The organism is Nonomuraea sp. NPDC001636 (assembly GCF_040298265.1).
In the GTDB taxonomy this organism is placed as follows: Bacteria; Actinomycetota; Actinomycetes; order Streptosporangiales; family Streptosporangiaceae; genus Nonomuraea.
Genome location: NZ_JBEOZT010000020.1, coordinates 193,769 through 218,890, shown reverse-complemented (window position 1 = coordinate 218,890; position 25,122 = coordinate 193,769). Strand labels below are relative to the sequence as shown.

Below are 25,122 nucleotides of genomic sequence, written 5' to 3'. Positions count from 1 at the left end.
GGGGGGTGCCGCGCGGCCGGGCCGCCGGCCGGCCCCCCCGGCCCCGCCCCTGTTCGCCCCGCGCGGGGGGCCCCGCCCCGCCGCCCCCGGCCCCCCCCCACGGCTCGGGTTCCGCCGCCGGTCAGGGCACCCAGTGGTTGCCGGTCACCGTGATCATGACCTGCAGCTGGATGCTGGCCGAGTAGTAGCTGCTCGCGTCGATCGGGGTGCCGACCATCTTGGTCCAGAGCGCGTCGAGCCAGGCCTGGCTGCCGGAGTCCGTCATCGCCGCCACCGCGAACGGGGCGAAGAAGGCGGCCTCGCTGCCGCTGGAGATCTGCGTGCCGTTCATCTTGTAGCCGATGGCGATCTTGCCGGGGTCGCCGCCGGTCTTGCTCTTGATCCAGGAGTTGAGCTTCCTGGCCGAGGCGAGCGACTTGGCGTCGCCGCTGGTCACGGCGTCGTCGGCGATGCGCCACGGGGTGCGGCAGGCGTTCCACCAGTACTGGCCGTCGTTCGGGTCCTCCAGCACCTGGCCGGGGGCCGGCTTGGCGGTGGTGTTGGTGTTGACCACGAAGTCCGGCAGCAGGCCGGTGGCGGAGGCGTAGTTGTTCTGAAGGGTGGTGATCAGGTTCTGGTGGGCGGTCCTGATCGTGTCCCAGGCGCTGTTGCCGGTCGCCTTCCTGAAGGCCCTGAAGTGGTCGACCATCCAGTCGGAGGTGCGGGTGATGTAGTAGTACTGGTCGCCCGAGCTGCTCCAGTCGCCCAGCTTGAGCAGGTTCGTGGACGGGTTGATCTCGTCCTTCTTGATGGCGTTGATGTGCTTGATCGCCAGGTCGAGGTAGTTGTACGTGCCCGCGCTGCCCCACTGCCGGTGGGCCAGGAGCAGGCCGTAGGCGACGTCCATGTCGCCGTCGGTGGCGCCGTCACTGCCGTCGACGCTCTTGCAGGCGGTGTCCTGCTCGGCGGCCAGCAGGTCGGGGTTGATGGACGACGGGTGGGCGAGCATCCACTTGACCATGCCGTCGAAGATCTTCTTGGCGTCGGGGTCGGCCCCGGCCATGGTCGCGACCACCACCATGCCGTAGCCCTGGGCCTCGGCCACGTACGGGTGGTCGGCGTCCGGAGAGATGACCTCGTACCAGCCGTTCCCGCAGTTCTGCCGGACGAAGGCGGCCTTCCACCGCTTGTAGTAGTCGACCACCCGCGCGTCCAGCGTGGCCTGGTCGCCGGAGGGACGCAGCATGCCCGCCGCGTACGGGATGGTGTGGCTGCCGAAGGGCACCGCGGGACCGCCCCCGCTGCCGGGCTGGGTGGTCGCCGTGACGGCGCCGCCCGCCGCCGACTGGTTGCCCGCCGCGTCGCGCGCCTTGACGGTGTAGCTGTAGGCGGTGGCGGGGGTCAGGCCGGTGTCGGTGTACGTGGTGCCCGTCACGGTGGTCACCAGGGTCGAGCCCCGGTAGACGAGGTAGCCGGTGACGCCCACGTCGTCGGTGGCGGCGTCCCAGGCCAGAGAGACGCTGGTGGAGGTGGTGCCGGTCGCGCGCAGGTTGCCCGGGACGGAGGGCGGGGTGGTGTCGGTTCCGCCGCCGCCGCCGCTGCCGTAGACCTCCAGCTCGTAGAGCGAGTAGCCGTACGTCGTGCCGCGGGCGGTGCCGTACATGCGCACGTACCGGCCGCTGCCGCTGACCGTCAGGTCGTCGGTCGCGCCGTTGCCTGAGGTGGTGGCGTAGACGTCGGTCCAGGTGGCGCCATCCGGAGAGGTCTGGATCTTGTACGACTTGCCGTACGCCGCCTCCCAGGTCAGCTTCACCCTGGAGACGTTGTACGTGTCGCCGAGGTCGACCCTGATCCATTCGGGGTCGTGGCCCTCGACGCTGGCCCAGCGGGTGGAGGCGTTGCCGTCCACCGCCTTGGCCGCCTCGAAGCCGCTGCCCTCGACCGAGGAGGCGGTGACCGGTTTGCCGCCCGACAGGAGCGTGTCGGCGCTGGAACCGGCCGCGGCGGTGGCCGGCGGCGCCAGGGGCGCGGCCGCCATCAGGGCCGCGACCAGGGCCGTGACGAGCAGCGACGACCGCCGGGGTCGCCGCTCAGAACGTCTGATCATGCGTTGATCCTTCGGATAGGGGGTGCCATGGGGCCATCCGCAGGTGGACCGTGATCGGCGAGCAGGCGTTAGGAAAGTTTCCTAACGCTCATAGCGGACGGTAAACAAGAACACCCTCATCCGCAACCCTTCCCCTCAAACCAACCCCGCCGTTCACCTCCCCGACACGAACACACCACCAGAAACCAGACAAACCCCCGCTTGGACGGGGCCTGCCTTCAGAAGCCGCATGACGATGGGGACGGGCCACCTCGGACGGGCGGCGATCTCGGGGGCCCACCCGCCGACCTTCGGCGATGCTCTGCCGGGTCAGCCGGCCTCCGGACAGCGCCCGGCGCCGCCCGGACGGCGCATGCGTCCGGGCGGCGGGTGGCGTCAGAGACGTTCGAGGAGCTTGCGGAGCTGGGCCACCTCGGCCTGCTGCGTGCTCTCGATGGCCTTGGCCAGCTCCTTGGCCTGCGGGTTCACCCCGCTCGCCTGCTCGGTACGGGCCATCTCGATCGCTCCCTCGTGATGGGCGATCATCTTCTCGGCGAAGAGCCGGTCGAAGGCGCCCCCCTTGGCCCCGTCGAGCTTCTTCATGTCCTCGGCGGACATGATCCCGGGCATGTCATGCCCCATGCCCCCGGACGGGACGGGCTTGCCCCACTCGGTCAGCCAGCCCTTCATGGTCTGGATCTCCGGGTCCTGGGCGGCCTTGATGTCAGCCGCGAGCTTCTTGATCTCGGGGTCCTTCGCCCGCTGCGGGGCGAGGTCGGCCATCTCGACCGCCTGCTGGTGGTGCGGGATCATCATCTGGGCGAACATGACGTCCGCGTCGTTGAACGACTGCTGCGACGGCTGCGCACCGGCGCTCTCGGTGGCGCCGGCGGTCGTGGCCCCGGGCGCGGCCGTGGCGGCGGTGTCGTTCGCGCCGCACGCGGTGAGCAGGACGAGCGCGCCTGCGGCGGCGGCGAGGCCGATCTTACGGTTGGTGGACATGCTGATGTGCTCTCTCGTTCGCTGGAACTGCGGGCAGGCCGATGCGCGCGGATCGCCGTCGAGGGCGTCCGGGCGAAGGGCCGGCCTATATGCGCAGGATCGAGAGACGGGCCAGCCGCAGGGACGTCGGTCGCGGCGGCGGCCGTGCGACGGGCCGGAAGGCCGGGCCCGCACCGGCGCCGCCGACGGCCCGCCGCCGCACCCCGACCCACAGGGCCAGCAGCACCACGACGAGCAGCGAGGTCAGGACGGCCAGGCACACCCCGGCCGGATCGAGCCCCGGCATCCCATGGCCGGGCGCGAGCCCCGCCAGGGCCGCGACGGCGGCAACGGGGGCGACGGGGATCTCGTGCGCGACCGCCAGGCCGTGCCGGGCGTTCGCCATGTCATGGCGGGCGTTCACATGGCCGAGCGTGTGCATCCCGCACACGCCGAGGGCGAGGACGACGAGCAGGAGTGCACGCGCACCCCGCCGCAGGATCCCCACCGGCCCTCCCCCGTCGCTCCGGCTCTTACGAACGTGCAGGATACGGGAGCCGCCCACCTCGGGCAACCTGAACCCGGTACGGGTATGAGCGAGCCGAGACCGCAGTTCCCAGGTCGGCCAGGAACGCTCCGAGCGGCAGGAGGCTTCAGTGTGTCAGAAGAACTGGCCGAGGCGGAACGGACGTACCACGAGCGGGACCTCGGACCGGCTGATGACCTTGACCTTCCTGAAACCGGTCAGCCAGTCAGCCGTCACCTTGACGCATTTCAGGCGCACCTCGTGCTCCCCCGGCGGCGCGTACCGGGAGATGACGACGCCCTTCTTGCCGAACCCCCTCCCGCCCAGCCCGATCCCCACCTCGCGGAACATCCGCCACGACCCCTTGACGGGGAACGCCGTGGACCCGACGACGGCGTGGTTGGCCTGGGTGGGGCAGTGGATGAGCAGCCGGATGGCGTCGTTCTGGTGCGGCGCCGCCGGCGAGACCCGGAAGGACGTGAGCTTCTGCCAGGAGGTGTCCCCGTCCGGCCCGGTGGCCGCCGCGGCGACGGCGGCGGGTCCCCCGGTGACGATCGCGACGGCGACCGCTGCCGCCCATGTGATCGACAGCATCGTTCCCCTCACGCTGAGTGACCAGATGCTTCCCATAATGGCCACTTCGCCCCAGCAGGGGAGCACGCCACGCCGGACGCGGCGAACGGGCCGCTCGCCGCGCCGGGGGTCACCGCCCGGATGCGGCCCGCGCCCCCGGACCGACGGCCCGGGGGCGGGGCGGGCTCAGGAGCCCTGGTGCAGGCGGGCGATGCCGCGTTCGATGGCCTCGATGATCCGCGGACGCAGCTCGGCGGCGCTGATGATCGCGTCGACAGACCCGACCTCGACCGCGCGCTGGATGTTGTGCACCCGGTCGAACTCCGCGGCCACCTCGCCCAGCTTCTCCGCCCGTACGGCCGGCTGGACCTCGGCCAGGCGGGCGTTGAGCGCGGCCCGCTCGGCGCCGCTGGCCGCCGCGACCTGCCGCTGCAGCTCGCTCACGCGCGGGTCGGTCGCGGTGCGGTTGTTCACCTCGCCGGAGAAGACCACCGCCGCGGCCGGGGCGCCGCCGAGCACCGAGGCGAACGAGCCCTCCAGCGCGAGCACGGTCATGTTCGGGTTGAGCGCCTTGGAGAACACCACGAACGCGCCGCCGTGGTAGCGGGAGATGACGCAGAACACGATCGGCCCGTCGAAGTTGACGATCGCCCGGCCGATCTCCGCGCCGTACTCCAGCTGGAGCTTGCGCATCGACTCGGGCGAGCCGTCGAAGCCGGACAGGTTCGCCAGCACCACCAGCGGCCGGTTGCCGGAGGCCGCGTTGATCGCCCGCGCGGTCTTCTTCGACGAGCGCGGGAACAACGTGCCGGCCGTGTACGAGTCGGGCCCGTCGGCGGGCGGGAAGCCGCGCCGCGGCACCGGCCGTGACTCGATGCCGATCAGGCAGACCGGCCGGCCGCCGATGTGCACGTCCTGGACGGCCGAGGTGTCGGCGTCGGCCATGCCCGCCCAGCGTTCCAGCACCGGGTGGTCCTGGTCGGACAGGGCGCGCATCACGGTGCGGATGTCGAAGGGCTTCTTGCGGTCGGGGTTGTGCTCGGCGGAGAAGATCTGGCCGACGGTGGTGAAGTCGCTGCCCGCCACGGTGTGCGGGTAGTCGCGGACGTCCCGGTCGGCCGGGTCGGCGGTCGGGGCCCGCCTGGGGCCGCTCTCGCCAGGGACGACGTAGGTGTGGTCGTAGTGGGCCATCAGCACGTCGCGGGCGGCCGGCAGGTCGGGCGCCCAGTACTGGGCCTGGCCGTTGGGCCCCATGACGCGGTCGTAGCCGCCGATGCCGAAGTTGTCCTCGGCCGACACGCCGCCGGAGAAGTCGAGGGACTGCTTGCCGGTGAGCACCATCGCCGAGTCGGGGGTCATCACCAGGATGCCCTTGGTGTGCATGAGCATCGTCGCCTCGGCGTTCCAGTACGGCTGCGCCCCCACGGTGATCCCCGCGACCACGATGTTGATCTCGCCGCCGGCCTGGGTGAAGGTGACGATGCGCTTGAGCGCCGCCGCCACCCAGTCCATGTTCTCGGTGCCCGAGGTCATCGAGATCCGGGCGCCGGCCGACAGCGCGAACCACTCCAGGGGCACGCGCATGCGCTCGGCCAGGTCGAGGGCGGCGATCACGCGCGAGCACTCCGGCTCCGACAGCGCGCCCAGCGCCTTGGTCGGGTCGCCGAGCAGCACCACCCGGGTGACGCCTTCGGGGTGGCGGGCGGTCGGCGTGGTGACCACGCCGGCCACGATCGCCGCGGAGTTGTTGCCCTTGGGCCGGTCGACCGGGACCAGCACGCCGTCGGCGTCGAGGTCGTGCTCGACGAAGCGGCCCTGCGGGCCGGCGAGCAGGCCGGTCAGCTCGTAGGGGTAGGCGTTGCCGCGCCGGGCGGCGCGCAGCACCTTCTGGCGGTAGTCGTCGAGCGGCTGGACCGGCTCGTCGGACGGCTTGCCGACGTGCAGGCTGGCGCCGTGGCCGGGGCCGAGGGTGATGCGCACGGCGACCTCGCTCAGCTCGCCCGAGGGGGTGCGCTGGCGGGCCACGAACTGGACCTCCTCCAGCCCGGCGCCCGCCGTGGTCGGCAGGATGCGCTGGACCAGCATGTTGAGCTCGTCGGTGGTCAGCTCGGTCGAGGGCCAGACGTACATCATGATGCGGTTGGTGTCGAAGCGCTTGTTCTGGGGGCGCTGCGCCTGGATGTTGCGGATCGCGTCGAGGCCGGCGTTGAGCGCGTCCTCGACGGCGGGCAGCGCGACCAGGCGGCCGTCGGCCTCGCGCAGCGGGGTCAGGTCGCGGACCTGGCCCATGGCGATGAGCCGCTCGTCGGCCGGGTTGCTCTTGGCGACGGCCTTGAACAGGTAGAGCTCCTCGTCGACCGAGGGCAGCCGGGTGAGGTCGAACTCCTGGAGCCGGTGCAGTTGCAGGCGCTGGGCGATCTGCGGGTGCAGGCCGCGGATCAGGCGGTCCTCGGCGAAGCCCGCGCCGTCGGGGCGGAAGGTGAAGTGGTGGTGCATGACCGCGCCGCTGGTGCCCACGACGGTGGTGGTGATCCGCCGTACGCCCGCGATCTGCGGGCGCTCGGCCAGGACCTGCCCGAGCCGTACGGCCATCTCCTCGGCGTCGGGCTGGTCGTCCCAGGTGAGGTAGAGGTCGGCGACGAGCCCGCGCCCGCCCGCCCCCTCGGCCAGCGCGCCGACGGCGTCGACGGCGGCGGGCAGGGCGGCGATGTCGACGGCGGTGGTGACCAGGCGGGTCACGCCGCGCGGGCCGGTGTGCTCGGCGGTGACGAACCGGCAGCCCGCGGTGTCGCGGGTGGCGACCTGCGCCAGCCCGCGGTTGCCGTAGTAGCGCCGGGTCAGGACCTCCAGCAGGGGCGCGAGGTCGCGTTCCGGCCGGCCGATGCGCTGGCCGAGCAGCCGGACGAGCGGCTCGGAGCTGGCCACCATGGCCTGGATGCGCTCGGCGCGGTCGGGCGCGTCGGGGTCGCGGTCGAGGTGGCGCAGCTCGTCGCGGACGGCGGCGTAGACCTTGGCGCGGTTGCGCCGCAGCAGCGGCTGGGCGAACCAGCGGAACACGACGCCGCGGGCCAGGTCGGCGACCACGGGGAAGCGCACCTGCGTGGCCTCGACCAGGTGCTCCAGGGCGAGCCCGGCCCGCTCGCCGAGCGACTCGCGCGGCGGCGCGCCGGCCAGCCAGGTGCGCAGCAGCTCCGACACGACGGCGACGCCGGCGGTCATCCGCTGCTGGGCCAGGAAGATCCGGAAGACCGCGGCCTCCAGCTCCGGGGTGCGGTCGAGCTCCTCGACGCCGTAGTGCCTGAGCATGCGCCGCAGCTTGGCCTGGAACGCCTCCGGCAGGCCGGCGCGCTCGACGTCGAGGCTCTGCAGGTAGCTGTGGAAGTACTCGCGCGGGCTGTGCACCGGGCTGCCCGGCTCGACGTCGAGCTCGCCGCCCGGCTTGTTGCGGCTCAGCTCGGACAGGTCGGCGAAGACGGTGAGCAGGTCGAGCTCGCCCTCGATCACGCGGTCGTCGAGCTCGGCCCGCGCGGCCAGGTAGCCCGACAACATGCGGGTGCGCTCGTGGCGGTCGGCGTCGAAGCCGAGCAGCAGCTCGCGCAGGTCCTGGACGCCGCGCTCGGCCTGTTCGGCGGCGGAGGCCCGCGGCGGGGCGGCGGGCAGGTCGATCTCGTGGGCGCCCGTCGTGGCGGCGGCCTGCTCGGCCTCGGCGCCGGCGAGGGGTTCCAGGCGCATCAGCGGCGCGCCGGCCTCGACCTGGCTGCCGACCGAGACGCCGCACTCGCGGACGCGGGCGCGGAACGGCGCGCGCAGCACCGTCTCCATCTTCATGCTCTCCAGCACCAGGATCGGCGCGCCCGCCTCGACCTCGTCGCCGGCCGACAGGGGCGTCGCCACCACCAGCGCGGGCGCGGGCGAGCGGACGACGCCGCCCTCGTCGCGGCTGATGCGGTGGGTGACGCCGTCGACCTCGACCAGGTGGATCGGGCCGTGGGTGGCCGACATCAGGCGGAAGCGGCGGCCGTTGACGGTGATGCGGCCGCTGTGCTCGTCGAAGCGGTCGATCTCGACGTCGAGCGGGTGGGAGCGGTCGCCGTCGGAGATGCCGACGCGGAAGCGCCGCTGCCCGGCCCTGGCCACCGTGAGCCGGTAGCCGGCGCCGCGGAGCTTGAGGGTCAGCGGGCGGCCGGTGTCGTGCTGCACCTGCGGGCGCCCGCCGTGGGCGGTGGCCAGCAGCCGGTTGCGGCTGACCTCCTCCTCGTCCTGGTACGCCTCGATCGCGGCGGCGGCCAGGGCGACCGCGGAGTGGCGGTGGCTGACCAGGCGGCCCTCGGCGCGTACGCGGTCGATCCAGCCGGTGTCGGCGACGGCGTCGATCACCTCGGGCTGGTCGAGCAGGTCGAGCACGAAGCTCTTGTTGGTGGCGCCGCCCTCGATGATCACGGTGGTGGCGGCCATCGCGCGGCGCAGGCGGGCCAGGGCCTGCTCGCGGTCGCGGCCGTAGGCGATGATCTTGGCGATCATCGAGTCGAAGTCGGCGGGAATGGTGTCGCCCTCGCTGACGCCGGTGTCGACGCGGATGCCGGGCCCGGCGGGCAGCACCAGGCGGGCGATGCGGCCCGGCGCGGGGGCGAAGTCGCGGTCGGGGTCCTCGGCGTTGAGCCGGGCCTCCACGGCGTGGCCGCTCTCGGCCGGCTGCGGGCCGTCCAGGCGGCCGCCGGCGGCGACGTGCAGCTGCAGCCGGACCAGGTCGGTGCCGGTGGTCAGCTCGGTGATCGGGTGCTCGACCTGGAGCCGGGTGTTGACCTCCAGGAAGGCGAACATCTTGTCGCCGGGGTGGTAGAGGAACTCGACGGTGCAGGCGCCGCGGTAGCCGACGGCCACGGCGAGCCGCGCGGCCGACGCCTTCAGCTCGTCGGTCTGGTCGCCGGTCAGGACCGGGGAGGCGGACTCCTCGATGATCTTCTGGTTGCGCCGCTGCACCGAGCAGTCGCGCACGCCCAGCGCCCACGCGGTGCCCTGGCCGTCGGCGATGACCTGCACCTCGACGTGGCGGGCGCCGGTGACCAGGCGCTCCAGGAAGACCACGCCCGAGCCGAACGCGCGCTCGGCCTCCTGGCTGGTGCGCTCGTAGGCGTCGGCCAGCTCGTCGGCCGAGGCGACCATGCGGATGCCGCGCCCGCCGCCGCCCGCGGTCGCCTTGAGCATCAGGGGGTAGCCGATCTCGTCGCCGGCGCGCAGGGCGTCGGCGAGCGTGGCCACCTCGCCGCGGCTCCACGGCGCGACGGGGACGCCGACCTCCTCGGCGATGAGCTTGGCGCCGATCTTGTCGCCGAGCCGGCGCATCGCCTCCGCGCTGGGCCCGACGAAGGTGACGCCGATCTTCTCGCACAGCTCGGCGAAGGCCGGGTCCTCGGCGACGAAGCCCCAGCCGACCCACGCGGCGTCGGCCCCGGTCTCGATCAGCGCCCGCTCCAGCACGGCGTGGTCGAGGTAGGGGCGCGCGGAGGCGGGCCCCAGCGGGTAGGCGACGTCCGCCTCGCGGACGAAGGTCGCGTCGCGGTCGGCGTCGGTGTAGAGCGCGATCGTCTCGATCCGCTTGCCGGTCTCCGCCGAAAGATCCCGGACGGCGTGGATGAGCCGCATCGCGGCCTCTCCGCGGTTGACGATGGCGACACGATTGAACACCGGTTGAGCCTCCCACGTACCCCGTACAAGTAGGCGAAGTCCGGGGTTGTCCCGGAGCCTCGCCTGTCACTGTCTCTACCGTGCTCGATCACCGCCGCGTGTACCAATGTCCGCATAGTGCACGCCGGGGCTCCTGCTTTGTGCGGATCCCACAAAAACAGACCCCGCCACAGGGTTCGAGCGCCGGTTCCCGTGGCAGCCTGCCACAAGCCGTCACGGTACCGACGACTGTACCGGCGACCCGGGTCACGCCTGCGCAGCCCTCGCCCGCCGAGCCGCTTCCCCAGGACGGAACGTCCATGAATGTGGCAGAGTGCGAGCAACTACAAGATCGAAAGGTGCGTGCCTTGGCCGTCCCCCTCGCCGCCTCCCTCGCCGCCCTGACGCTGGCCTCCTCGCTCACCTCACCGTCCGCGGCCCAGGCCGCCGCCCAGGCCGTCGCACTGCCCGCCGCACTGCCCGCCTGCCCGCAGATCTTCGGGCACGGCGGCTACCCGACCGGCGCCAACGCCTGGGAACGGGACCAGGTGCGCCAGCCCAACAACCCCACCGCCGTGCGGCGTTACAAGGGCTGGGGCGCCTCCGGCGTCGAGGCCGACCTCCAGCTCACCAAGGACGGCACCAAGGCCGTCATGTGGCACAACACCTCGACCTGGGGCCTGTCGGGCACGAAGAAGAACATCACCGAGATCTGGTGGGCGGCGGGCGACACCGCGCTGAAGGGCCGGACCATCGTGCGCGGCCTATTCAAGGGCGAGACCGTCTACACCTTCCGCGAGTGGCTGGCCGCGATGAGGTCGGCCGGCATGATCGGGCTGGTCGAGATCAAGCCCGAGGCCCGCCAGTCGCTGCTCAGCTCGAACGCCACGATCAAGGCGCAGGCGTGGAACGAGGTGCTCGGGCCGGTCAAGGAGAACCACCAGTCGCAGGAGATCATCCTGTACTCCCACGACAGCGCGATCGCCGCCGAGCTCAGGAGCCGCGTGACCGCCGCGGGCCTGGGCCAGGTGCTGACCGGCGGCCCGATCTGGCCGGAGGTGACCAAGTGGGAGGAGCCGCCGCCCTCCTGGACCCTGAACGAGAACGCGTGGAAGTCGGCGCTGGCGAGCGGGGCCAAGCGGGTGGCCACCGATTACACGCCGGAGTTCAGCGCGTGGCTGAAGGGCAAGTGCCAGTGACCGCGTCCTGAGGCACGCGGGCGAGGGCCGGGCGGCGGCGCACCCCTGAGGGACGCGGGCGAGGGCTGGGCGGCGGCGCACCTTTGAGGGACGCCGCCGCCCTGCGAGCCCGGCCGGGTCCGTGGCGCCGGGGTCGGCGGGCGGTCGCTGGCGCGCGTCCGGGCCGGGTCCGTGGCGACAGGGATCGGCGACCGGTCGCTAGCGCGGCTGGGCGTCCGGGCCGGGGGCGGGCAGCGGGAGGCGCAGGGCGAAGCAGGGGCCGTCCGGGGTGTCCTCGATCTCCAGGTCGCCCTGGTGGGCGCGGGCGATGGCGCGGGAGATGGCCAGGCCGAGCCCGCTGCCCCCGGGGTCGCGCCGGCGTCCCTCCGACAGGCGGACGAAGGGGTCGAACACCCGCTCACGGTCGTCGGGCGCGACGCCCGCGCCGTCGTCGCGGACCGTGACCACCGCCTGGCCGTCGCGGCGCTCCACCCGGACCTCCACCACCGTGCGGGTGTGCCGCTGGGCGTTGACCAGCAGGTTCGTCAGCACCTCGCCGAGCTGGACGCGGTTGCCGAGCACCTGGAGGTCCTCCTCGACGTGCACGCGGATCAGCAGCCCCGCCCGCCGGCTCGCGACCTCCTCGCGGACCAGCTCGCCGAGCCGCACCGGCTCCCGGTCGTGCGGGGAGGCCGTGCGGACACGGGCCAGCAGCAACATCTCCTCGATGATCGCCTGGAACCGGTCGGCGGTGGACAGGGCGTCGCTCAGGGCGGCGCGGGCGTCCACGTCGGGGTAGGTCAGCGCCTCCTCCAGCCGGGCGCGCAGGCCGGTCAGCGGCGTGCGCAGCTCGTGGGAGACCATGGAAGAGAAGTTGCGCTGCTGCTCGACCGCCTCCTCCAGGCGGGCCAGCGTCCCGTTGGCGGTGCGCGCGAGCTCGGCGACCGCGTCGCCGCCGGGCGGCTCGGGCACCCGCTTGCTCAGGTCGGTGACGGTGATCTCGGCCATCCTGGCCCGCATCGCCTCGACCGGACGCAGCGTGCGCCCGATGAGGAACGCGGCGATCCAGGTCAGCAACGCGCTGACGGCCAGGCCCGCGGCGACGATGATCAGCTCCAGGCGGTGGCCGGACAGCAGCGGCGGCTCCACCCGGGCGGCGTAGACGACATGGGACGCGCCATGCCACAGCAGCCGCTCCTCCTGCGGCGAGGGCCGGGTGGCGGTGAACATCAGGCACTCGTCCCCCCGGCAGGTCACGCCGTTCCGGATGCGTTCGCCGGAGGGCGGCCAGAGCGTGCTGATGGGCGGCCTGCCCCGCGCGGCGCGGTTGGCCGCGACGACGTTGCCGCGGGCGTCCACGAGCTGGATGAGGTCGACGTACGACGTGGTGACCGGGGGCGGGAAGGTGGTGCCCATCGAGCCGATCCACTCGGTGGTGGCCCGCTGGGTGTCGGCGAAGACGTCCTGCCGCATCCTGTCGCGGATCAGCAGGTCGAGGGCGACGCCGATCGCCGCGCAGACGATGAGCGACAACACGGCGGTCGCCAGGATGAGACGCGCCTGGACCGAGAGCCGAAGCGGCCGCAGGGCCCCCACCCCCTCACCGGTCTCGCCCGGGACTCCTGCCGCCCACATGCTTTCAACCCGGCTCTCATGGCACGCCCAAGGAGCGGCAATGACCGCGTCGGCGGCGACAAGCAGTTCAGCAATTGATCACACAATGGCGAGAGATATACACGAATAACCGATTTACCGTGACTTATACCGACCGTCAGGTCCGTCAATACAAATGCCTGGTTTGTTTCATGGCGGCGGCCGCGATTCCTGCTGTACGATCGCCATTCATGGCAGCGGGGCTTTCCGGTGGCGTCGAATGGGTCGGGGGCCGGGCGATTCGGGCCCGCGCCCGGCCGTGCGCGCGCCGCGATTCTCCCCCTGCCCGGCCAGGAATCGCGCCGGCCCGTCAGGAGAGAGCATCGTGAAGATCGCACACGCCGCCGCCGCGCTGGCCCTCGTCGCCGGCCTCGCGGCCTGCGGCGGCGGCGCGGCCCCCACCCCCACCAGCGGCTCGGGACGTTCCGGCGGGCTGGAGAAGACCCAGCTCCTCGTCGGCGTGGTGCCGGTGCCGTCGGCGGCGCCGCTGTTCATCGCCGAGAAACGCGGTTTCTTCAAGGCCGAGGGCCTGACCGTCAAGACCGAGATCATCCAGGCCCCTCAGGCGGTCATGCCGAAAATACTCAACGGCAGCATGGACGCGTTCCTGACCTCCTACGTCTCGCTGCTGTCCATCAACGATTCCGGCGCGGCCAAGCTCAAACTGTTCCAGCACAGCCAGGAGTCGGCCCCCGGGATCGCGGGCGTCGTCGTGCCCAAGGGGTCGCCGGTCAAGTCCGCCACCGACCTCAAGGGCAGGACGGTCGCGGTCAACGTGCTCAAGGCGCTGGGCCAGACGGTCACCAACGCCCACCTCCAGCAGGCCGGGCTCGCCCCCGACGCCGTCAAGTACGTGGCGATGCCGTTCAACGAGCAGCTCGGCGCGCTGGCCTCGGGCAAGGTCGACGCCGCCTGGCTGGTCGAGCCGTTCCTGACCGCCGCCAAGAAGGCGGGCGGCACCGAGGTGATCGACACCATGTCGGGCCCGACCGCGGGCATCCCGATCGACGGCTGGGGCGTGTCCGAGTCCTGGCTGGCCGCCAACCCCCGCACCGCCGCCGCCTTCCACCGGGCCCTGGCCAAGGCCCAGGCCGTCGCCGCCGCCGACCGCAAGGCGATCGACGCGGTCATCCCGACGTACACGCAGATCGACGCGGCGAGCGCGGCGGCCATGAAGCTCGGCGTCTTCTCGATGGAGCCGCCCCGGGAGGGCTTCCAGAAGCTGGCCGACCTGCTCGTCGGCTACGGCTACCTCAAGAGCAGGCCCGACGTCGGCACGCAGATCGCGACCGGCCTGGAATGATCACGCGGGGCGGGCGGCTGGTCCTCGGGGCGGCGGGGGTCGCCGGGGCGCTGGTCCTGACCGAGGCCGCGGGCCGGGCCGGGCTCATCGACCCCGGGGTGCTGCCGTACGCCTCCGACGTCCTGGCCGCCGCGGCCGGGCTGGCGGCCGACGGCGCCTTCCACGCGCAGGTGCTGGCCACGCTCGGCGCTTGCGCGGCGGGCCTGCTGATCGCGATCGCGGTGGCGGTGCCGGCCGGGCTGCTGCTCGGCACGGTGCCGGTGGTGGAACGCTCGGCGCGGCCTCTGGTGGAGTTCCTGCGGCCGATCCCGTCGGTGTCGCTGATCCCGCTGGCCATGTTCCTGTTCCCGGACAGCGCCGACGCCAAGACCTCGCTGATCGTCTACACCTGCTGCTGGCCGCTGCTGGTCAACACCATGTACGGCCTGTCCGACGTCGACCCGCAGGCCAAGGAGACGCTGCGCAGCTTCGGCTTCGGCCCGCTGGCGGTCGTGCTGCGGGTCTCGCTGCCGAGCGCCGCGCCGTTCGTCGCCACCGGCGTGCGCATCTCCGTCGGGGTCACCCTCATCGTCGCCGTCAGCGTGGAGCTCATCGCGGGCGGCGACGGCATCGGCACGTTCCTGCTCCAGGCCGGCAGCGCCAACCACGTCGACCGGGTGCTGGCCGGCACGCTGTGGGCGGGCCTGCTCGGGCTGGCGGCCAACCTGCTGGTCACCACGGCCGAGCGGCGGCTGTTCCGCTGGCACCACGCCCGCGCGCAGGTCGCGGCGTGACCCGGCCGGGGCCGGGCGGGGCCGGGGCGGCCGTCCGGCGGTGGGCGCGCCGCCACTGGCTGCTGCCCGTGGTGGCGGTGTCGTGGGAGCTGGCCGCCCGGCAGGCGGCGGCCGTCTACTTCCCGCCGCCCAGCACGATCCTGGCGCGGCTGCGCGAGATGTGGTTCTCCGGCTCGCCGGGCCGGCTGTTCCTGACCGACGAGGCGGTCGCCGACCTGCTGCCCAGCCTCGGGCGGCTGGTGACGGGCTGGGCGCTGGCCGCGCTGGCGGGGGTGGCGCTGGGCCTGGCGCTGGGCCGCCTGGAGTGGCTGGCGGCGCTGGCCGAGCCGCTGCTGCACCTCGGCCGCTCGGTGCCGCCTGCGGCGCTGCTGCCGGTGTTCCTGCTGCTGTTCAAGATCGGCACCCCGATGCAGCTCGCCTCGATCGTGTACGGGGTCGTGTGGCCCGTACTGATCAACTCGATGGACGGCGGCCGCCACGTCGACCGCGGCTACCTCGACACCGGCCGGGTCTTCCGCCTGTCGGCGGCCACCCGGCTGTTCCACGTCGTCCTGCCCGCGGCCGCGCCGAAGATCCTGGCCGGGCTGCGGCTCAGCGTGTCGCTGGCGCTGATCATGATGGTGATCTCCGAGCTGTACGGCAGCAGCGAGGGCATCGGCCACCGCCTGCTGGAGGCGCAGAGCCAGTTCGACATCCCGGCCATGTGGGCCGGCATCGTGCTGCTGGGCGTGCTCGGCGTGGCGCTCAACTCGATCTTCCTGGTGGCCGAGCGGGGGCTGCTGCGCCGCTACGCCCGCGCCTGACGCTCACCCCTCGCCGTGCAGGCGTTCGATGACCTCGCGCTGCCGGGCGAGGTGGAAGCCGCGGTCCGGGGCGGCGTCCAGGTCGGCGGGCCGTTCGACGTCGTGCGCGGCGTACTCGCGCGCCCACAGCCCGGTCTTGACCCGGCTGGGCAGGTTCGCCATGCCGGGCCGGCGGCGGGCGCGGCGCAGCGCGGCCAGGTCCAGCTCGGCGGCGGCGACCAGCGTCTCCCCCGGCCCGGCCTGGGCCAGCGCGCGGCCCTCGTGGTCGATCACCTCCGAGCCGCCGTTGACCGAGTCGCCCGGGATCGCGATGCCGGACAGCCCGGCGGTGTTGGCCGAGACGACGAAGGCCAGGTTCTCCACCGCGCGGGCGCGGCGGGCGACGGCCTTGGGGGTCAGGGCGGGCGAGTACGCCTCGGAGGTCGGGTTGCAGAACACCTCCGCGCCGCGCAGCGCCAGCGCCCTGGCCAGCTCGGGCACCAGGATCTCCTCCGAGGCGAGCGCGGCCAGGTTGCCGATCTCGGTGCGCGCGACCGGCAGCACGCCGTCGATGCCGTACCGGTCGAGGTAGCGTTCCCACACGTCGTACGGCGTGGGCGTGAACAGCGAGTGCAGCCGCCGGTAGCGCAGCACCGCCTCCCCCGCCGGGGAGAGGATCACGCACGCCTGGAAGTACAGGCCGGGGAAGTGCTCGTCGCGCTCGTAGGCGTTGACGCACAGGAACACGTCGTCGGCGGCGGCGATCGCGGCCAGCGCCCGGTACTCGGGCCCGTCCACGTCGAGGGCGGCTCGCTCGCGCCACTCGGCCGGGCCCTGCCCGGCGGGGAAGCCGGTCAGGACGTACTCCGGCAGCACCACCAGCCGCAGGGCGGGGCCGAGCCACGCCTTGCTGCCGCCGACGCGCTCCGCCACGCGCCCGACGGCGGCGGCCAGGTCGGCGCGGTCGGTGACGGCCCGCGCCTCGATCTGGAGCGCCAGGGCGGTGCAGGCGGTCATGTCAGGCGGTCCTGTGCTCGTCGATCAGCGTGCGCCGGACGCACTCGCCGTTCCTGATCCACTGCCAGGTGCGGCTGCGCGAGTCGCCGTCCGGGCTCAGCACGATCAGCTCGAACAGCCGCAGGTCGTCGCCCTCGGCCTTGAAGCGCCAGGTCAGGTAGATGGTGCTGTCGTCGAGCTCCCAGAACCGGCCGGTCAGCCGGTCGGTGTCGAACGCGCACCGGCCGCCGCCCAGGTACGTGCCGGGGAACTCGTGCACCTCGGTGCGGCCGTCGTCCCAGCGGTAGCGGTTGGTCTGGTGGTAGCCGGTGTCGTCGACGATCGCGCAGGTCATCTCGACGTGGTGGCGGTCGATCACGGCGCCGTCCTGGTCGACGTGCACGTACTCGCCGGCCCACTCGCCCTCGTGGCGGGCCAGCAGCGGCATCTCGGCACGCAGTCCCATGCTCTATCCCTCCCTCGGGTGCCACCACGGGTCGGCGGCCCCGGACCGGTTGATCAGGTACGCCCTGCGGCGCAGGAACCGGCCGATCGAGGCGGCGCCCATGCGCGAGCCGCCGAGCCCCGACAGGCCGAAGGAGTTCTTCTCCCCCTCGTGGACGAGCGCGGTCAGCGCGGCGTCGTTGACGCTGACCGCGCCGGCGTCCAGCCGGGCCGCGACGGCCAGCGCCTCCTTCTCGGTGGCGGCGAACACGGCGGCCGACAGCCCGTACGCGCTGTCGTTGGCCAGCGCCACCGCCTCCTCCGCCCCGGACACGGCCATGACCGGCAGCACCGGCCCGAACGTCTCCTCCGTCATGACCAGCATGTCGTGCCGCACCCGCGACAGCACGGTGGGACGGCACCACAACCCGCCGCCGTGCCGCTCGATCGCGCCGCCCGTGTGGGTCAGCGCGCCCTTGGCGGCGGCGTCGGCCAGGTGGGCCGCGATCACGCCGGCCTGCGCGGGGTCGATGATCGGCCCGATGGGGCCGCCCTCGCAGGTCAGCCGGGTCCGCGCGGCCCTGTCGGCGAGCAGGCCGAGGAACGTGTCGTACGCGCCGCGCTCGACGTAGACGCGTTCGACGGACTGGCAGGACTGCCCGGCGTTGGCCGTGCCGCCCCACAGGACGGCCTCGGCCGCCCGTTCCAGGTCGGCGCCCGCCAGCACGATCGCCGGGTCCTTGCCGCCCAGCTCCAGGTGGGCGGGGACGAACGCGCGCGCCGCGGCCTCGGCCACCCGGCGGCCGGTCGGCACGCTGCCGGTGAACACGACGGTGTCCACCAGGCCGACGAGCTGTTCGCCGGTCTCGGCGGCCCCCTCGACCAGCCGCAGCGGCAGCTCGGCGGGGACCAGCCGCATCAGCGGCTCGATGAAGCGCGGCGTCACCTCGCTCGGCTTGACCAGCACCGCGCAGCCGGCCGCCAGCGCGGGCACGGCGTCGATCAGGGCGAGCAGCAGCGGGAAGTTCCAGGGGCTGATCACCCCGGCCAGCTCGTACGGCACCGCGTCGCCGCCCACCGCGATGCCCGGCAGCGCGGCCGGCCGTTCGGGCGGGGGCGCGAGCAGGGCGGGGGCCTGGCGCGCCCAGCGTTCGGCGAGCCCGGCCGTGAGCTGCCGTTCCAGCCTGGACTCGGCCTCCCGGCCGGTGTCGGCCACCAGCGCGGCCAGCAGCTCGTCGTCGGCCGCCAGCCCCCGGCCGAACGCGGCCAGCACCTCGCCCCGGTCGGCGGCCCGGTCGGGGGCCCGCCAGGCGGAGGCCATCGCGCGCAGCCCGGCCGCGATCTCCGCCAGCCGGCCGGGACCGACGGGCGCGAGCGGCCGCTCGGCGCGCCCGGTGAGCGGGTTCCTGACGACGTGCCCGGTCGAAGGCGTCACGAGGCCCATTCTGAACACGTCGACCGTCGCGGTGTCCAGCCGTACGCCACCCCGAATGATCTTCGATGCCGGGGAGCCGCTGCGGGTGCGCGCGGCCGGTTGCGAGGCGTGGATCGCCGACGGCCGGGGCGGCGCGCTCTTCGGGCCGGTCAGCCCTGGAGGAGTGCCGCGATCGTGGCCAGCAGCGCGATCGGCCCCATGACGGCCACCGTCACCACGGTCGCGCTGCGGCCGGGCAGGAGGCGGGCCAGCACGCGCGCGGCCCTGCGCCGCGCGGGCCCCGCGCCGGGCAGCGCGAACAGCCCCAGCGTGAACGCGCCGGCGGCCAGGGCCTCGGCGTGGCTGGTGCTCGATCCGGCCGCCTCCAGCAGGCCCGCCACGCCCAGGCCGCAGGCCAGCGACAGGAGCAGGTTGCCCATGGCCACGAGCGCGGCGCGGGAGGGCGTCGGCCGCTCCTCGGACAGGAAGTGGTCGGCGACGCGCAGCGCCAGCGAGAGCGCCACCGCCAGCAGGCCGCCGACGACCGGCGTGACGACGGTCGTGGCCGACAGCGTCACCAGCGCCAGCACGCCGACGAACGCGCTGCTGGTCACGAAGCGCCGCAGGTCGAACGGCTCGGCGGGGGCGGCGGGCTCGGGGGCGGGCCGCGGGCGTTCCCACTGCCGGTCCGCGTGGACGGTGGGGGCGGGCGGCGCCGGCTGCTCGTGGTGGCCGCGCGGCGCGTACTCGACCGGCGGCAGCAGGGCGGAGACGGCGTCCATGGTGAGCGTGCTGGCGCCGGGCCGTTCGGGCGGGAGCGGACGGCCGCCGGGGTCGAGCGCCCCGGCCTGCCGCAGCAGCTCCCGGGCGACGGGCCGGGCCGCCGGGTCGACCCGCAGCGCGCCGGCCAGCCAGCCGCGCAGCCACGCGGGCGCCTCGTCGAGCCGCGCCCGTCCCTCCATGGTGTTGAAGCAGACGGCCTCGAACGACCCGGTGCCGAACGGCGGCAGCCCCGTGGCGGCGAAGAACACCGTCGAGGCCAGCGCGTGCACGTCGGCCGCCGGGGTGACCTGCGAGGCCCGGATGATCTCCGGCGCCAGGTAGCCGGGCGTGCCGACGAACATGCCCGACTGCGTCAGCCGGGCCGCGTCGACCAGGTGGGCGATGCCGAAGTCGATGACCAGCGGCTCGCCGCCGACCAGCATGACGTTGGCCGGTTTGAGGTCGCGGTGGATCACGCCGGCCGCGTGGATGTCGACCAGCGCCTGGCACAGCCCCCGCGCGAGCCTGACGACCGCGTGGGCCTCCAGGGGGCCGTCGGTCAGGACGGTCTGCTCCAGCGTGCGCCCGTCGGCGAAGCGCGTCACGACGTAGGGCCGGTGGGCGTCGAACTCGGCGTCGACGACCTCGGCGACGTACCGGCTGCGCACCCGGCGCATGGTCTCCACCTCGCGCACCAGGCGGTCGCGCGCCTTGAGGTCGGCGGCGACGTGCGGATGCAGCACCTTGATCGCGACCTGGCGACCCGCGTCGTCGAGACCGAGGTGGGCGACCCCCATGCCGCCCTCGCCGATCTTCCTGATCACCCGGTAAGGGCCGAGATGCTCCTGCGTCTGAGCACTCATCCTCGACGTCATCCTCCGTGTTCCCCCGTGGTTCCCCCGCTGGCCGTGCACCGGCGCGCGGCGAGGAACATTCTCCCGCAGCGCACCCCCCGAGATGCACAGTAAGCGAAGATCGAGCGAAGTGCGGCGATATGGAAGGCGATGGAATCAGAGCCAGCCGCGGGCGGCCGCCTCCGCGCCCGCCTGGAAGCGGCTGGTCACGCCGAGGCTCTCCACCACGGCGGCGATCTTGCGGGTGGCCGTCCTGGGGCTGACGCCGAGGTGGCGGCCGATGGCCTCGTCCTTGAGCCCGGCGTTGAGCAGGCGCAGCACGAGCAGGTCCGCCTCCGCCGGGCGCTCCTGCGCCGCCGCCTGCGGCAGCCCGGCCAGCGGCCGGCCGCGCTCCCAGTAGACGTCGAACAGCTCGACCAGCGCGTCCAGCAGCCGCGAGGGGTGCAGCAGGGCGATGTTGTCGTAGACGCCGTCCACCAGCGGGAACAGGCCGATCCTGCGGTCGGCGATGCGCAGTTTGAACGGCAGGTGCGCGACGAACCGGGACCGCTCGCCCTCCTCGGCCAGCCGGATCAGCGTCTCCAGGCGGCCCGGCCGGTCCAGGGACTCGGCGCAGTAGACCACCCGGATGTCCACGCCGCGCGCCAGCAGTTGCCGGGTGCCCTCCAGCTCCGACTCGTTGGTGTCGTGGGAGTCGTCGGGGCGGCCCACGTACGGCGGACGGTCGAAGCCCAGCAGTTCCACGCCGACCGTCCGCTGCAACTCGGTGATCACCCGCTTGACGGCCTCCTCGCCGGCCAGCACCTCCACCACCCCGGCGGGCCCGGAGCCCATCCGGCCGGAGTGGTAGAGCTGGGCGAAGTCCGACACGACCGTCCGGACCGCCGCGAGCCGCGCCTCGGTCTCCAGGCGCCGGCGGTCCACCAGCCACTCGATCGCCGCCTCCGGCGGCACGGCCTCGTACCGGCCGGGGCCGGTGCGGCGCAGCAGCCCGGCGTCGGCCAGGCGGGCCAGGCCGGCGCGCACCCGGGCGGGGCCGGTCTCCAGCGCGGCCGCGGCCTCGGCCGGGCGCAGGCCGGGGCGGCGCAGCAGCAGCCGGTAGAGCCGCTCGTCGAAGTCCGACAGGCCCACCGCGCCGAGCACAGAGCCGTCCGCCACAAAGCACCTTCCGAAAATGTCGTTTTTGGTCACGTGGCCGAAAATGTCAGCACTATATCTCGACACTGATCTCCACTGGACGCTTGACTCCAAGGCGGCCCTCCGGTGATCCTCCCCGGACGGGTGACCAGGCTCGTCCCCCTTGAGGAGCAATGTCCCGCAACACCCGCGTTCACCGCGCACTGGCACTGGCCGCCGCGCTGGCGGTCACCGCCGCCGTCCCGGCCGTGGCCGGGCCCGCAGCTGCCTCCACACTGGCCTCCACGCTGGCCGCCGCCCCCGCCGCCGGCCCGTCCCCCTACGTCGTCACCCTGACCGAGTCGCCTCTGGCCACCTACGACGGCGGCGTCACCGGCATCGCGCCCACCAAGGGCGGCAAGGGCAGGAAGGTGGACACCACCAGCCCCCACGCCAGGCGCTACCGCGACCGCCTGACCAGCCGGCAGGACGAGGTGGCCCGCAGTGTCGGGGCGTCCGCCACCGCCCACCACGTGGTGGCCTCCAACAGCTTCACCGCCGACCTCACCCCCGCCCAGGCCCTGCGCCTGCACGCCACCCGGGGCGTGCTCTCGGTCACCCCGGACGTCCTGCACAAGGCCCTGGACGACCGCAACTCCACCGACTTCCTGCGCCTGTCCGGCGACCGCGGCCTGTGGGCCGCCCTCGGCGGCACGGGCAAGGCGGGCAAGGGCGTGGTCGTCGGCGTCGTCGACACCGGCATCTGGCCGGAGAACCCGTCCTTCGCCGGCCCCGCCCTCGGCACGGAGCCGCCCGCCGCCGCCGACCCGTACCGCCCCTACGTCAAGGACGGGGCCACGGTCATGCAGAAGGCCGACGGCTCCACGTTCACCGGCCTCTGCCAGACCGGCGAGCGCTTCACGACCGACCTGTGCAACGGCAAGCTGATCAGCGCCCGCTACTTCGGCGAGCAGTGGCTGCGGCAGACCCCGCCGCAGCAGCGCGACGACTTCGCCTCACCGCGCGACGCCCAGGGCCACGGCTCGCACACCGCCGGGACCGCGGCGGGCGACCACGACGTCCCGGCCGCCGCGAACGGCATCGACTTCGGCACGGTCTCCGGCGTCGCGCCGGGCGCGGCGATCGCCGTCTACAAGGCGCTGTGGCAGGGCAAGGACGGCGGCACGACGGGCGGCTTCAGCTCCGACCTCATCGCGGCCATCGACCAGGCCGTGGCCGACGGCGTGGACGTGATCAACTACTCGATCGGCAGCGCGATGTCGGAATCGTCGGCCGACGACCCGATCCAGCTCGCCTTCCTGGCCGCCGCCCAGGCCGGCGTCTTCGTCGCGACCGCCGGTGGCAACTCCGGCCCCGACGCCTCCACGCTGGACAACACCGCGCCCTGGACGACGACCGTCGCCGCCGGCACGATCGCGCCCCGCCGGGGCGAGGTCCGGCTCGGCGACGGCGCCGCCTACCGGGGCATCAGCACCTCGGTCGTCGCGCCGCTCGGACCCGTGCCGCTGGCCACCGCCGTGTCGGTGAAGGCCGGCCAGGCGGCCGACGCCGACGCCGAGGTGTGCGCGGCCGGCTCGCTCGACCCGGCCAAGGCCGCCGGGAAGATCGTCTACTGCGCGCGCGGGACGACGGCCCGCGTGGAGAAGTCGGCCGAGGTCAGGCGGGCCGGCGGCGTGGGCATGGTGCTGGGCAACCCGACCCCGCAGTCCACCGACGCCGACCTGCACGCCGTGCCGACCGTGCACGTGAACGCCCCCGACGCCGGGCGGATCGCGGCGTACGCGGCCACGCCCGGCGCGACGGCCACCCTGCTCCCGGCCCCCTCCGACGGCGTGGCCTACCCCGAGGTGACCAGCTTCTCCTCGCGCGGCCCCGCCCTGTCCGCCAAGGGCGACCTGCTCAAGCCGGACGTCACCGCCCCCGGCGCGGCGATCCTGGCCGCCGTGGCGCCGCCCGGCAACGACGGCAAGGACTTCGACTTCTACTCCGGCACCTCGATGGCCACCCCGCACATCGCCGGCCTGGCCGCCCTCTACCTCGGCCGGCATCCCCAGATGTCACCGATGGCGATCAAGTCGGCCATGATGACCACCGCCTACGACACCAGGACCCCGGACGTCTTCGCCCAGGGCGCCGGGCACGTGGACCCGTCCCGCATGTTCACCCCCGGCCTGGTCTACGACGCCGGGACGGAGGACTGGTACGGGTTCCTGGAGGGCCTTGGCGTGGCCACCGGCACCGGCGTCGCGCCGCTGGCCGCCTCCGACCTGAACTACCCGACGATCGCGGTGGCCGAGCTGTTCGGCTCGCGCACGGTCACCCGCCGGGTGACGGCGCTCACGCCGGGCGTCTACCACGCCTCGATCGAGGTGCCCGGGTTCAGGGCGAAGGTCAAGCCGTCCACGCTGGTGTTCAAGGAGGCCGGCCAGGCCAAGGAGTTCACCGTCACGCTGGAGACGCTGCCCGACGCCACCGGCGAGACCGCCACCGGGCGGCTCACCTGGACCGGGGCGGGCATCAGCGTGCGCAGCGCGATCGTGGCCACGCCGCTGAGCGCCAGGGCGCCCGCCGAGGTGCGCGGCGCGGGCGCGGCCGGCTCGCTCTCCTTCGAGGTGACGCCGGGGCTGAAGAAGTTCCAGGTCACCCCGTACGGGCCGGTCTCGGGGGCCGAGACGCCCGGCACGGTCGGCCAGGACGAGGTGTGGGGCCGCGAGATCCCGATCACGGTGCCCGAGGGCGCCAGGGCCGCCGCGTTCCGCATCAAGGCGGTGAACCCGGAGGCCCAGGTGGGCGGCCTGCTCGTCTACGAGGGCCCCGGCGGCCGCGAGTTCGAGACGTGGCTGTCCAGCCCGGACGGCGACCACCGCGCCGCACTGTCCCGCCCGCGGCCCGGCAGGCACACCCTGATCGTGCTCAGCCTCGGTGACCTGCCGGGGACGACGTCCACGGCGTTCACCACCCAGACCGACATCGTGGAGGCGGGCCACGCGCGCGGCGCGCTCACCGTGACGCCGGCCCGCCCGAAGGTGACCGCCGGCACGCCGTTCACGCTGACCGCGTCCTGGACGGGCGCGACGCAGCGCGTCAACACCGGCTACGTCGAGTACCCCAACGGCGCCGGGACGATCGTCACGATCAACTAGCCGCCCGCCGCTCCGGCCGCTGCTCCGGCCGCCACGGGAGAACCCGTCCGAACCGGACGAGTTCCCCGTAGTGGCCGGGGTCCACCGGGCCGAGGGCCAGGTCGAGCAGCGGGACGGCGGCCTGCTCCGGCGAAGGCGCGCCGCTGACGTCCCACCACAGGCCGGACGTCGGCGTGTTGATCATCCCGGGGCAGACGGCGGCCAGCAGGATCCCGCGGCGGGCGTCGTCCTCCCGCCGTTGTCCGGCCAGCGCCCGCACCGCGGCGACCTGCCAGACCTTGGACGGGATGTTGACGAAGCCCGGCCAGGACCGGGCGCGGGCGCTGCCGTCCTTGACCGCGTCGCGCCAGGCGGCCACCTGCGCGTCCACCTCCTCCAGGGTGGTCAGCCCGTCGAAGCGGTCGTGCAGGACGGGGGCCACGTGGTGCAGCGTGCCGAGCGAGCTGCCTACCACCAGGAGCCTGCCGCCGTCCCGGACCAGCGGGGCGAAGGCGCGCAGGAGCCGGGTGGTGCCGAAGTTGTTCACCTCGGTGTAGGCGTCGATGAGGGCGCGCATGTCGTCGTCCGGGCCGACGCGCATGACGGCGTTGCCGGCGACGACGTCCACGCCGCCGTGCCGTTCGCGCAGCAGCCCGGCCAGCTCGGCGGCGGCCTGCGGGTCGGCCACGTCGAGCAGCTCGCCGCGGACGCGGGCGCCGGTCGCCGGCATCGCCGCCGCGGCCTCGGCCACCCGGGCGGCGTCGCGCCCGGTGAGGTAGACGGTGTCGTCCGGCGTCATCCGGCGGGCCAGCCCTGCGACGAGGGCCAGCCCGAGCCCCTGCGTCGCGCCGGTCACCAGGGCGACCTTCGGGGTGGTGCTCATTGTCGCTCCTTC

The 25,122-nt window shown here is 73.7% G+C and carries 17 protein-coding genes; 5 read left to right on the top strand and 12 right to left on the bottom strand.

Annotated elements, in window-relative coordinates:
* Positions 1 to 121: 121 nt before the first annotated feature.
* From ABT158_RS32575 to ABT158_RS32555, 5 genes are all read right to left on the bottom strand, one after another.
* Positions 122 to 2,086, bottom strand: a complete 1,965-nt coding sequence (locus ABT158_RS32575; protein WP_352359987.1) for a glycosyl hydrolase family 8 — start codon at positions 2,084 to 2,086, stop codon at positions 122 to 124.
* A gap of 375 nt (positions 2,087 to 2,461) precedes the next feature.
* Positions 2,462 to 3,067, bottom strand: coding sequence for a DUF305 domain-containing protein (locus tag ABT158_RS32570; protein WP_352359985.1), 606 nt, complete (start codon positions 3,065 to 3,067; stop codon positions 2,462 to 2,464).
* 85 nt (positions 3,068 to 3,152) lie between these two features.
* Entirely contained in the window at positions 3,153 to 3,554 is a 402-nt protein-coding gene (locus tag ABT158_RS32565; protein ID WP_352359983.1) for a DUF6153 family protein, read from the bottom strand.
* Between the two features lie 153 nt (positions 3,555 to 3,707).
* Positions 3,708 to 4,166 carry a hypothetical protein gene (locus ABT158_RS32560; RefSeq protein ID WP_352359981.1) on the bottom strand — a complete coding sequence of 153 codons (459 nt, stop codon included), beginning with the start codon at positions 4,164 to 4,166 and terminating at the stop codon, positions 3,708 to 3,710.
* A 165-nt stretch (positions 4,167 to 4,331) separates the two neighbouring features.
* Positions 4,332 to 9,830, bottom strand: coding sequence for an ATP-binding protein (locus ABT158_RS32555; protein ID WP_352359979.1), 5,499 nt, complete (start codon positions 9,828 to 9,830; stop codon positions 4,332 to 4,334).
* Between the two features lie 347 nt (positions 9,831 to 10,177).
* Here ABT158_RS32555 and ABT158_RS32550 point away from each other — a divergent pair, with 347 nt between their 5' ends.
* Positions 10,178 to 11,008: a glycerophosphodiester phosphodiesterase gene (locus tag ABT158_RS32550; protein WP_352359977.1), complete on the top strand. Its 831-nt coding sequence runs from the start codon at positions 10,178 to 10,180 to the stop codon at positions 11,006 to 11,008.
* Positions 11,009 to 11,206: 198 nt separating this feature from the next.
* Here ABT158_RS32550 and ABT158_RS32545 read toward each other — a convergent pair whose 3' ends face one another.
* Positions 11,207 to 12,622 (bottom strand): sensor histidine kinase, encoded by a 1,416-nt coding sequence (locus ABT158_RS32545; protein ID WP_352359975.1) that lies wholly within the window; start codon positions 12,620 to 12,622, stop codon positions 11,207 to 11,209.
* 343 nt (positions 12,623 to 12,965) lie between these two features.
* On the opposite strand from ABT158_RS32545, the gene ABT158_RS32540 reads away from it, so the two are divergent.
* From ABT158_RS32540 to ABT158_RS32530, 3 genes are read left to right on the top strand one after another with little or no spacing between them, the layout of a single operon-like run.
* The gene (locus ABT158_RS32540; RefSeq protein WP_352359973.1) at positions 12,966 to 13,943 is read left to right on the top strand and encodes an ABC transporter substrate-binding protein; all 978 of its coding nucleotides are present in this window, start codon (positions 12,966 to 12,968) and stop codon (positions 13,941 to 13,943) included.
* Positions 13,940 to 14,716 carry an ABC transporter permease gene (locus tag ABT158_RS32535; protein WP_352359971.1) on the top strand — a complete coding sequence of 259 codons (777 nt, stop codon included), beginning with the start codon at positions 13,940 to 13,942 and terminating at the stop codon, positions 14,714 to 14,716. Before ABT158_RS32540 ends, ABT158_RS32535 begins: the two co-directional genes overlap by 4 nt.
* Positions 14,713 to 15,519 (top strand): ABC transporter permease, encoded by an 807-nt coding sequence (locus ABT158_RS32530; RefSeq protein WP_352359969.1) that lies wholly within the window; start codon positions 14,713 to 14,715, stop codon positions 15,517 to 15,519. The genes ABT158_RS32535 and ABT158_RS32530 overlap by 4 nt, the downstream gene beginning before the upstream one ends.
* 3 nt (positions 15,520 to 15,522) lie before the next feature.
* Here the strand turns inward: ABT158_RS32530 and ABT158_RS32525 are convergent, their stop codons facing one another.
* The 5 genes from ABT158_RS32525 to ABT158_RS32505 all read right to left on the bottom strand — a co-directional run bounded on the left by ABT158_RS32525 (position 15,523) and on the right by ABT158_RS32505 (position 21,126).
* Positions 15,523 to 16,515 carry a nitrilase-related carbon-nitrogen hydrolase gene (locus ABT158_RS32525; RefSeq protein WP_352359967.1) on the bottom strand — a complete coding sequence of 331 codons (993 nt, stop codon included), beginning with the start codon at positions 16,513 to 16,515 and terminating at the stop codon, positions 15,523 to 15,525.
* A gap of 1 nt (position 16,516) precedes the next feature.
* Positions 16,517 to 16,960 carry a hypothetical protein gene (locus ABT158_RS32520; RefSeq protein ID WP_352359965.1) on the bottom strand — a complete coding sequence of 148 codons (444 nt, stop codon included), beginning with the start codon at positions 16,958 to 16,960 and terminating at the stop codon, positions 16,517 to 16,519.
* 3 nt (positions 16,961 to 16,963) lie between these two features.
* Positions 16,964 to 18,373 carry an aldehyde dehydrogenase family protein gene (locus ABT158_RS32515; RefSeq protein WP_352359963.1) on the bottom strand — a complete coding sequence of 470 codons (1,410 nt, stop codon included), beginning with the start codon at positions 18,371 to 18,373 and terminating at the stop codon, positions 16,964 to 16,966.
* A 149-nt stretch (positions 18,374 to 18,522) separates the two neighbouring features.
* On the bottom strand, positions 18,523 to 19,977 hold the full coding sequence (locus ABT158_RS32510; protein ID WP_352359961.1) for a serine/threonine-protein kinase: 1,455 nt from the start codon (positions 19,975 to 19,977) through the stop codon (positions 18,523 to 18,525).
* Positions 19,978 to 20,124: 147 nt separating this feature from the next.
* On the bottom strand, positions 20,125 to 21,126 hold the full coding sequence (locus tag ABT158_RS32505) for a hypothetical protein (RefSeq protein ID WP_352359959.1): 1,002 nt from the start codon (positions 21,124 to 21,126) through the stop codon (positions 20,125 to 20,127).
* 152 nt (positions 21,127 to 21,278) lie between these two features.
* Here ABT158_RS32505 and ABT158_RS32500 point away from each other — a divergent pair, with 152 nt between their 5' ends.
* Positions 21,279 to 24,248 (top strand): S8 family serine peptidase, encoded by a 2,970-nt coding sequence (locus ABT158_RS32500; protein ID WP_352359957.1) that lies wholly within the window; start codon positions 21,279 to 21,281, stop codon positions 24,246 to 24,248.
* Here ABT158_RS32500 and ABT158_RS32495 read toward each other — a convergent pair.
* Positions 24,241 to 25,110, bottom strand: coding sequence for an SDR family NAD(P)-dependent oxidoreductase (locus ABT158_RS32495; protein WP_352359955.1), 870 nt, complete (start codon positions 25,108 to 25,110; stop codon positions 24,241 to 24,243). The two genes, ABT158_RS32500 and ABT158_RS32495, sit on opposite strands and share 8 nt — an antisense overlap.
* Positions 25,111 to 25,122 lie beyond the last annotated feature (12 nt).

What these genes read in the sequence shown, in the direction of transcription:
- ABT158_RS32575 (WP_352359987.1), bottom strand. Translation starts at nt 2,086, where the DNA reads ATGATCAGACGTTCTGAGCGGCGACCCCGGCGGTCGTCGCTGCTCGTC.
- ABT158_RS32570 (WP_352359985.1), bottom strand. Translation starts at nt 3,067, where the DNA reads ATGTCCACCAACCGTAAGATCGGCCTCGCCGCCGCCGCAGGCGCGCTC.
- ABT158_RS32560 (WP_352359981.1), bottom strand. Translation starts at nt 4,166, where the DNA reads ATGCTGTCGATCACATGGGCGGCAGCGGTCGCCGTCGCGATCGTCACC.
- ABT158_RS32545 (WP_352359975.1), bottom strand. Translation starts at nt 12,622, where the DNA reads ATGTGGGCGGCAGGAGTCCCGGGCGAGACCGGTGAGGGGGTGGGGGCC.
- ABT158_RS32535 (WP_352359971.1), top strand. Translation starts at nt 13,940, where the DNA reads ATGATCACGCGGGGCGGGCGGCTGGTCCTCGGGGCGGCGGGGGTCGCC.
- ABT158_RS32525 (WP_352359967.1), bottom strand. Translation starts at nt 16,515, where the DNA reads ATGACCGCCTGCACCGCCCTGGCGCTCCAGATCGAGGCGCGGGCCGTC.
- ABT158_RS32520 (WP_352359965.1), bottom strand. Translation starts at nt 16,960, where the DNA reads ATGGGACTGCGTGCCGAGATGCCGCTGCTGGCCCGCCACGAGGGCGAG.
- ABT158_RS32510 (WP_352359961.1), bottom strand. Translation starts at nt 19,977, where the DNA reads ATGAGTGCTCAGACGCAGGAGCATCTCGGCCCTTACCGGGTGATCAGG.
- ABT158_RS32500 (WP_352359957.1), top strand. Translation starts at nt 21,279, where the DNA reads ATGTCCCGCAACACCCGCGTTCACCGCGCACTGGCACTGGCCGCCGCG.
- ABT158_RS32495 (WP_352359955.1), bottom strand. Translation starts at nt 25,110, where the DNA reads ATGAGCACCACCCCGAAGGTCGCCCTGGTGACCGGCGCGACGCAGGGG.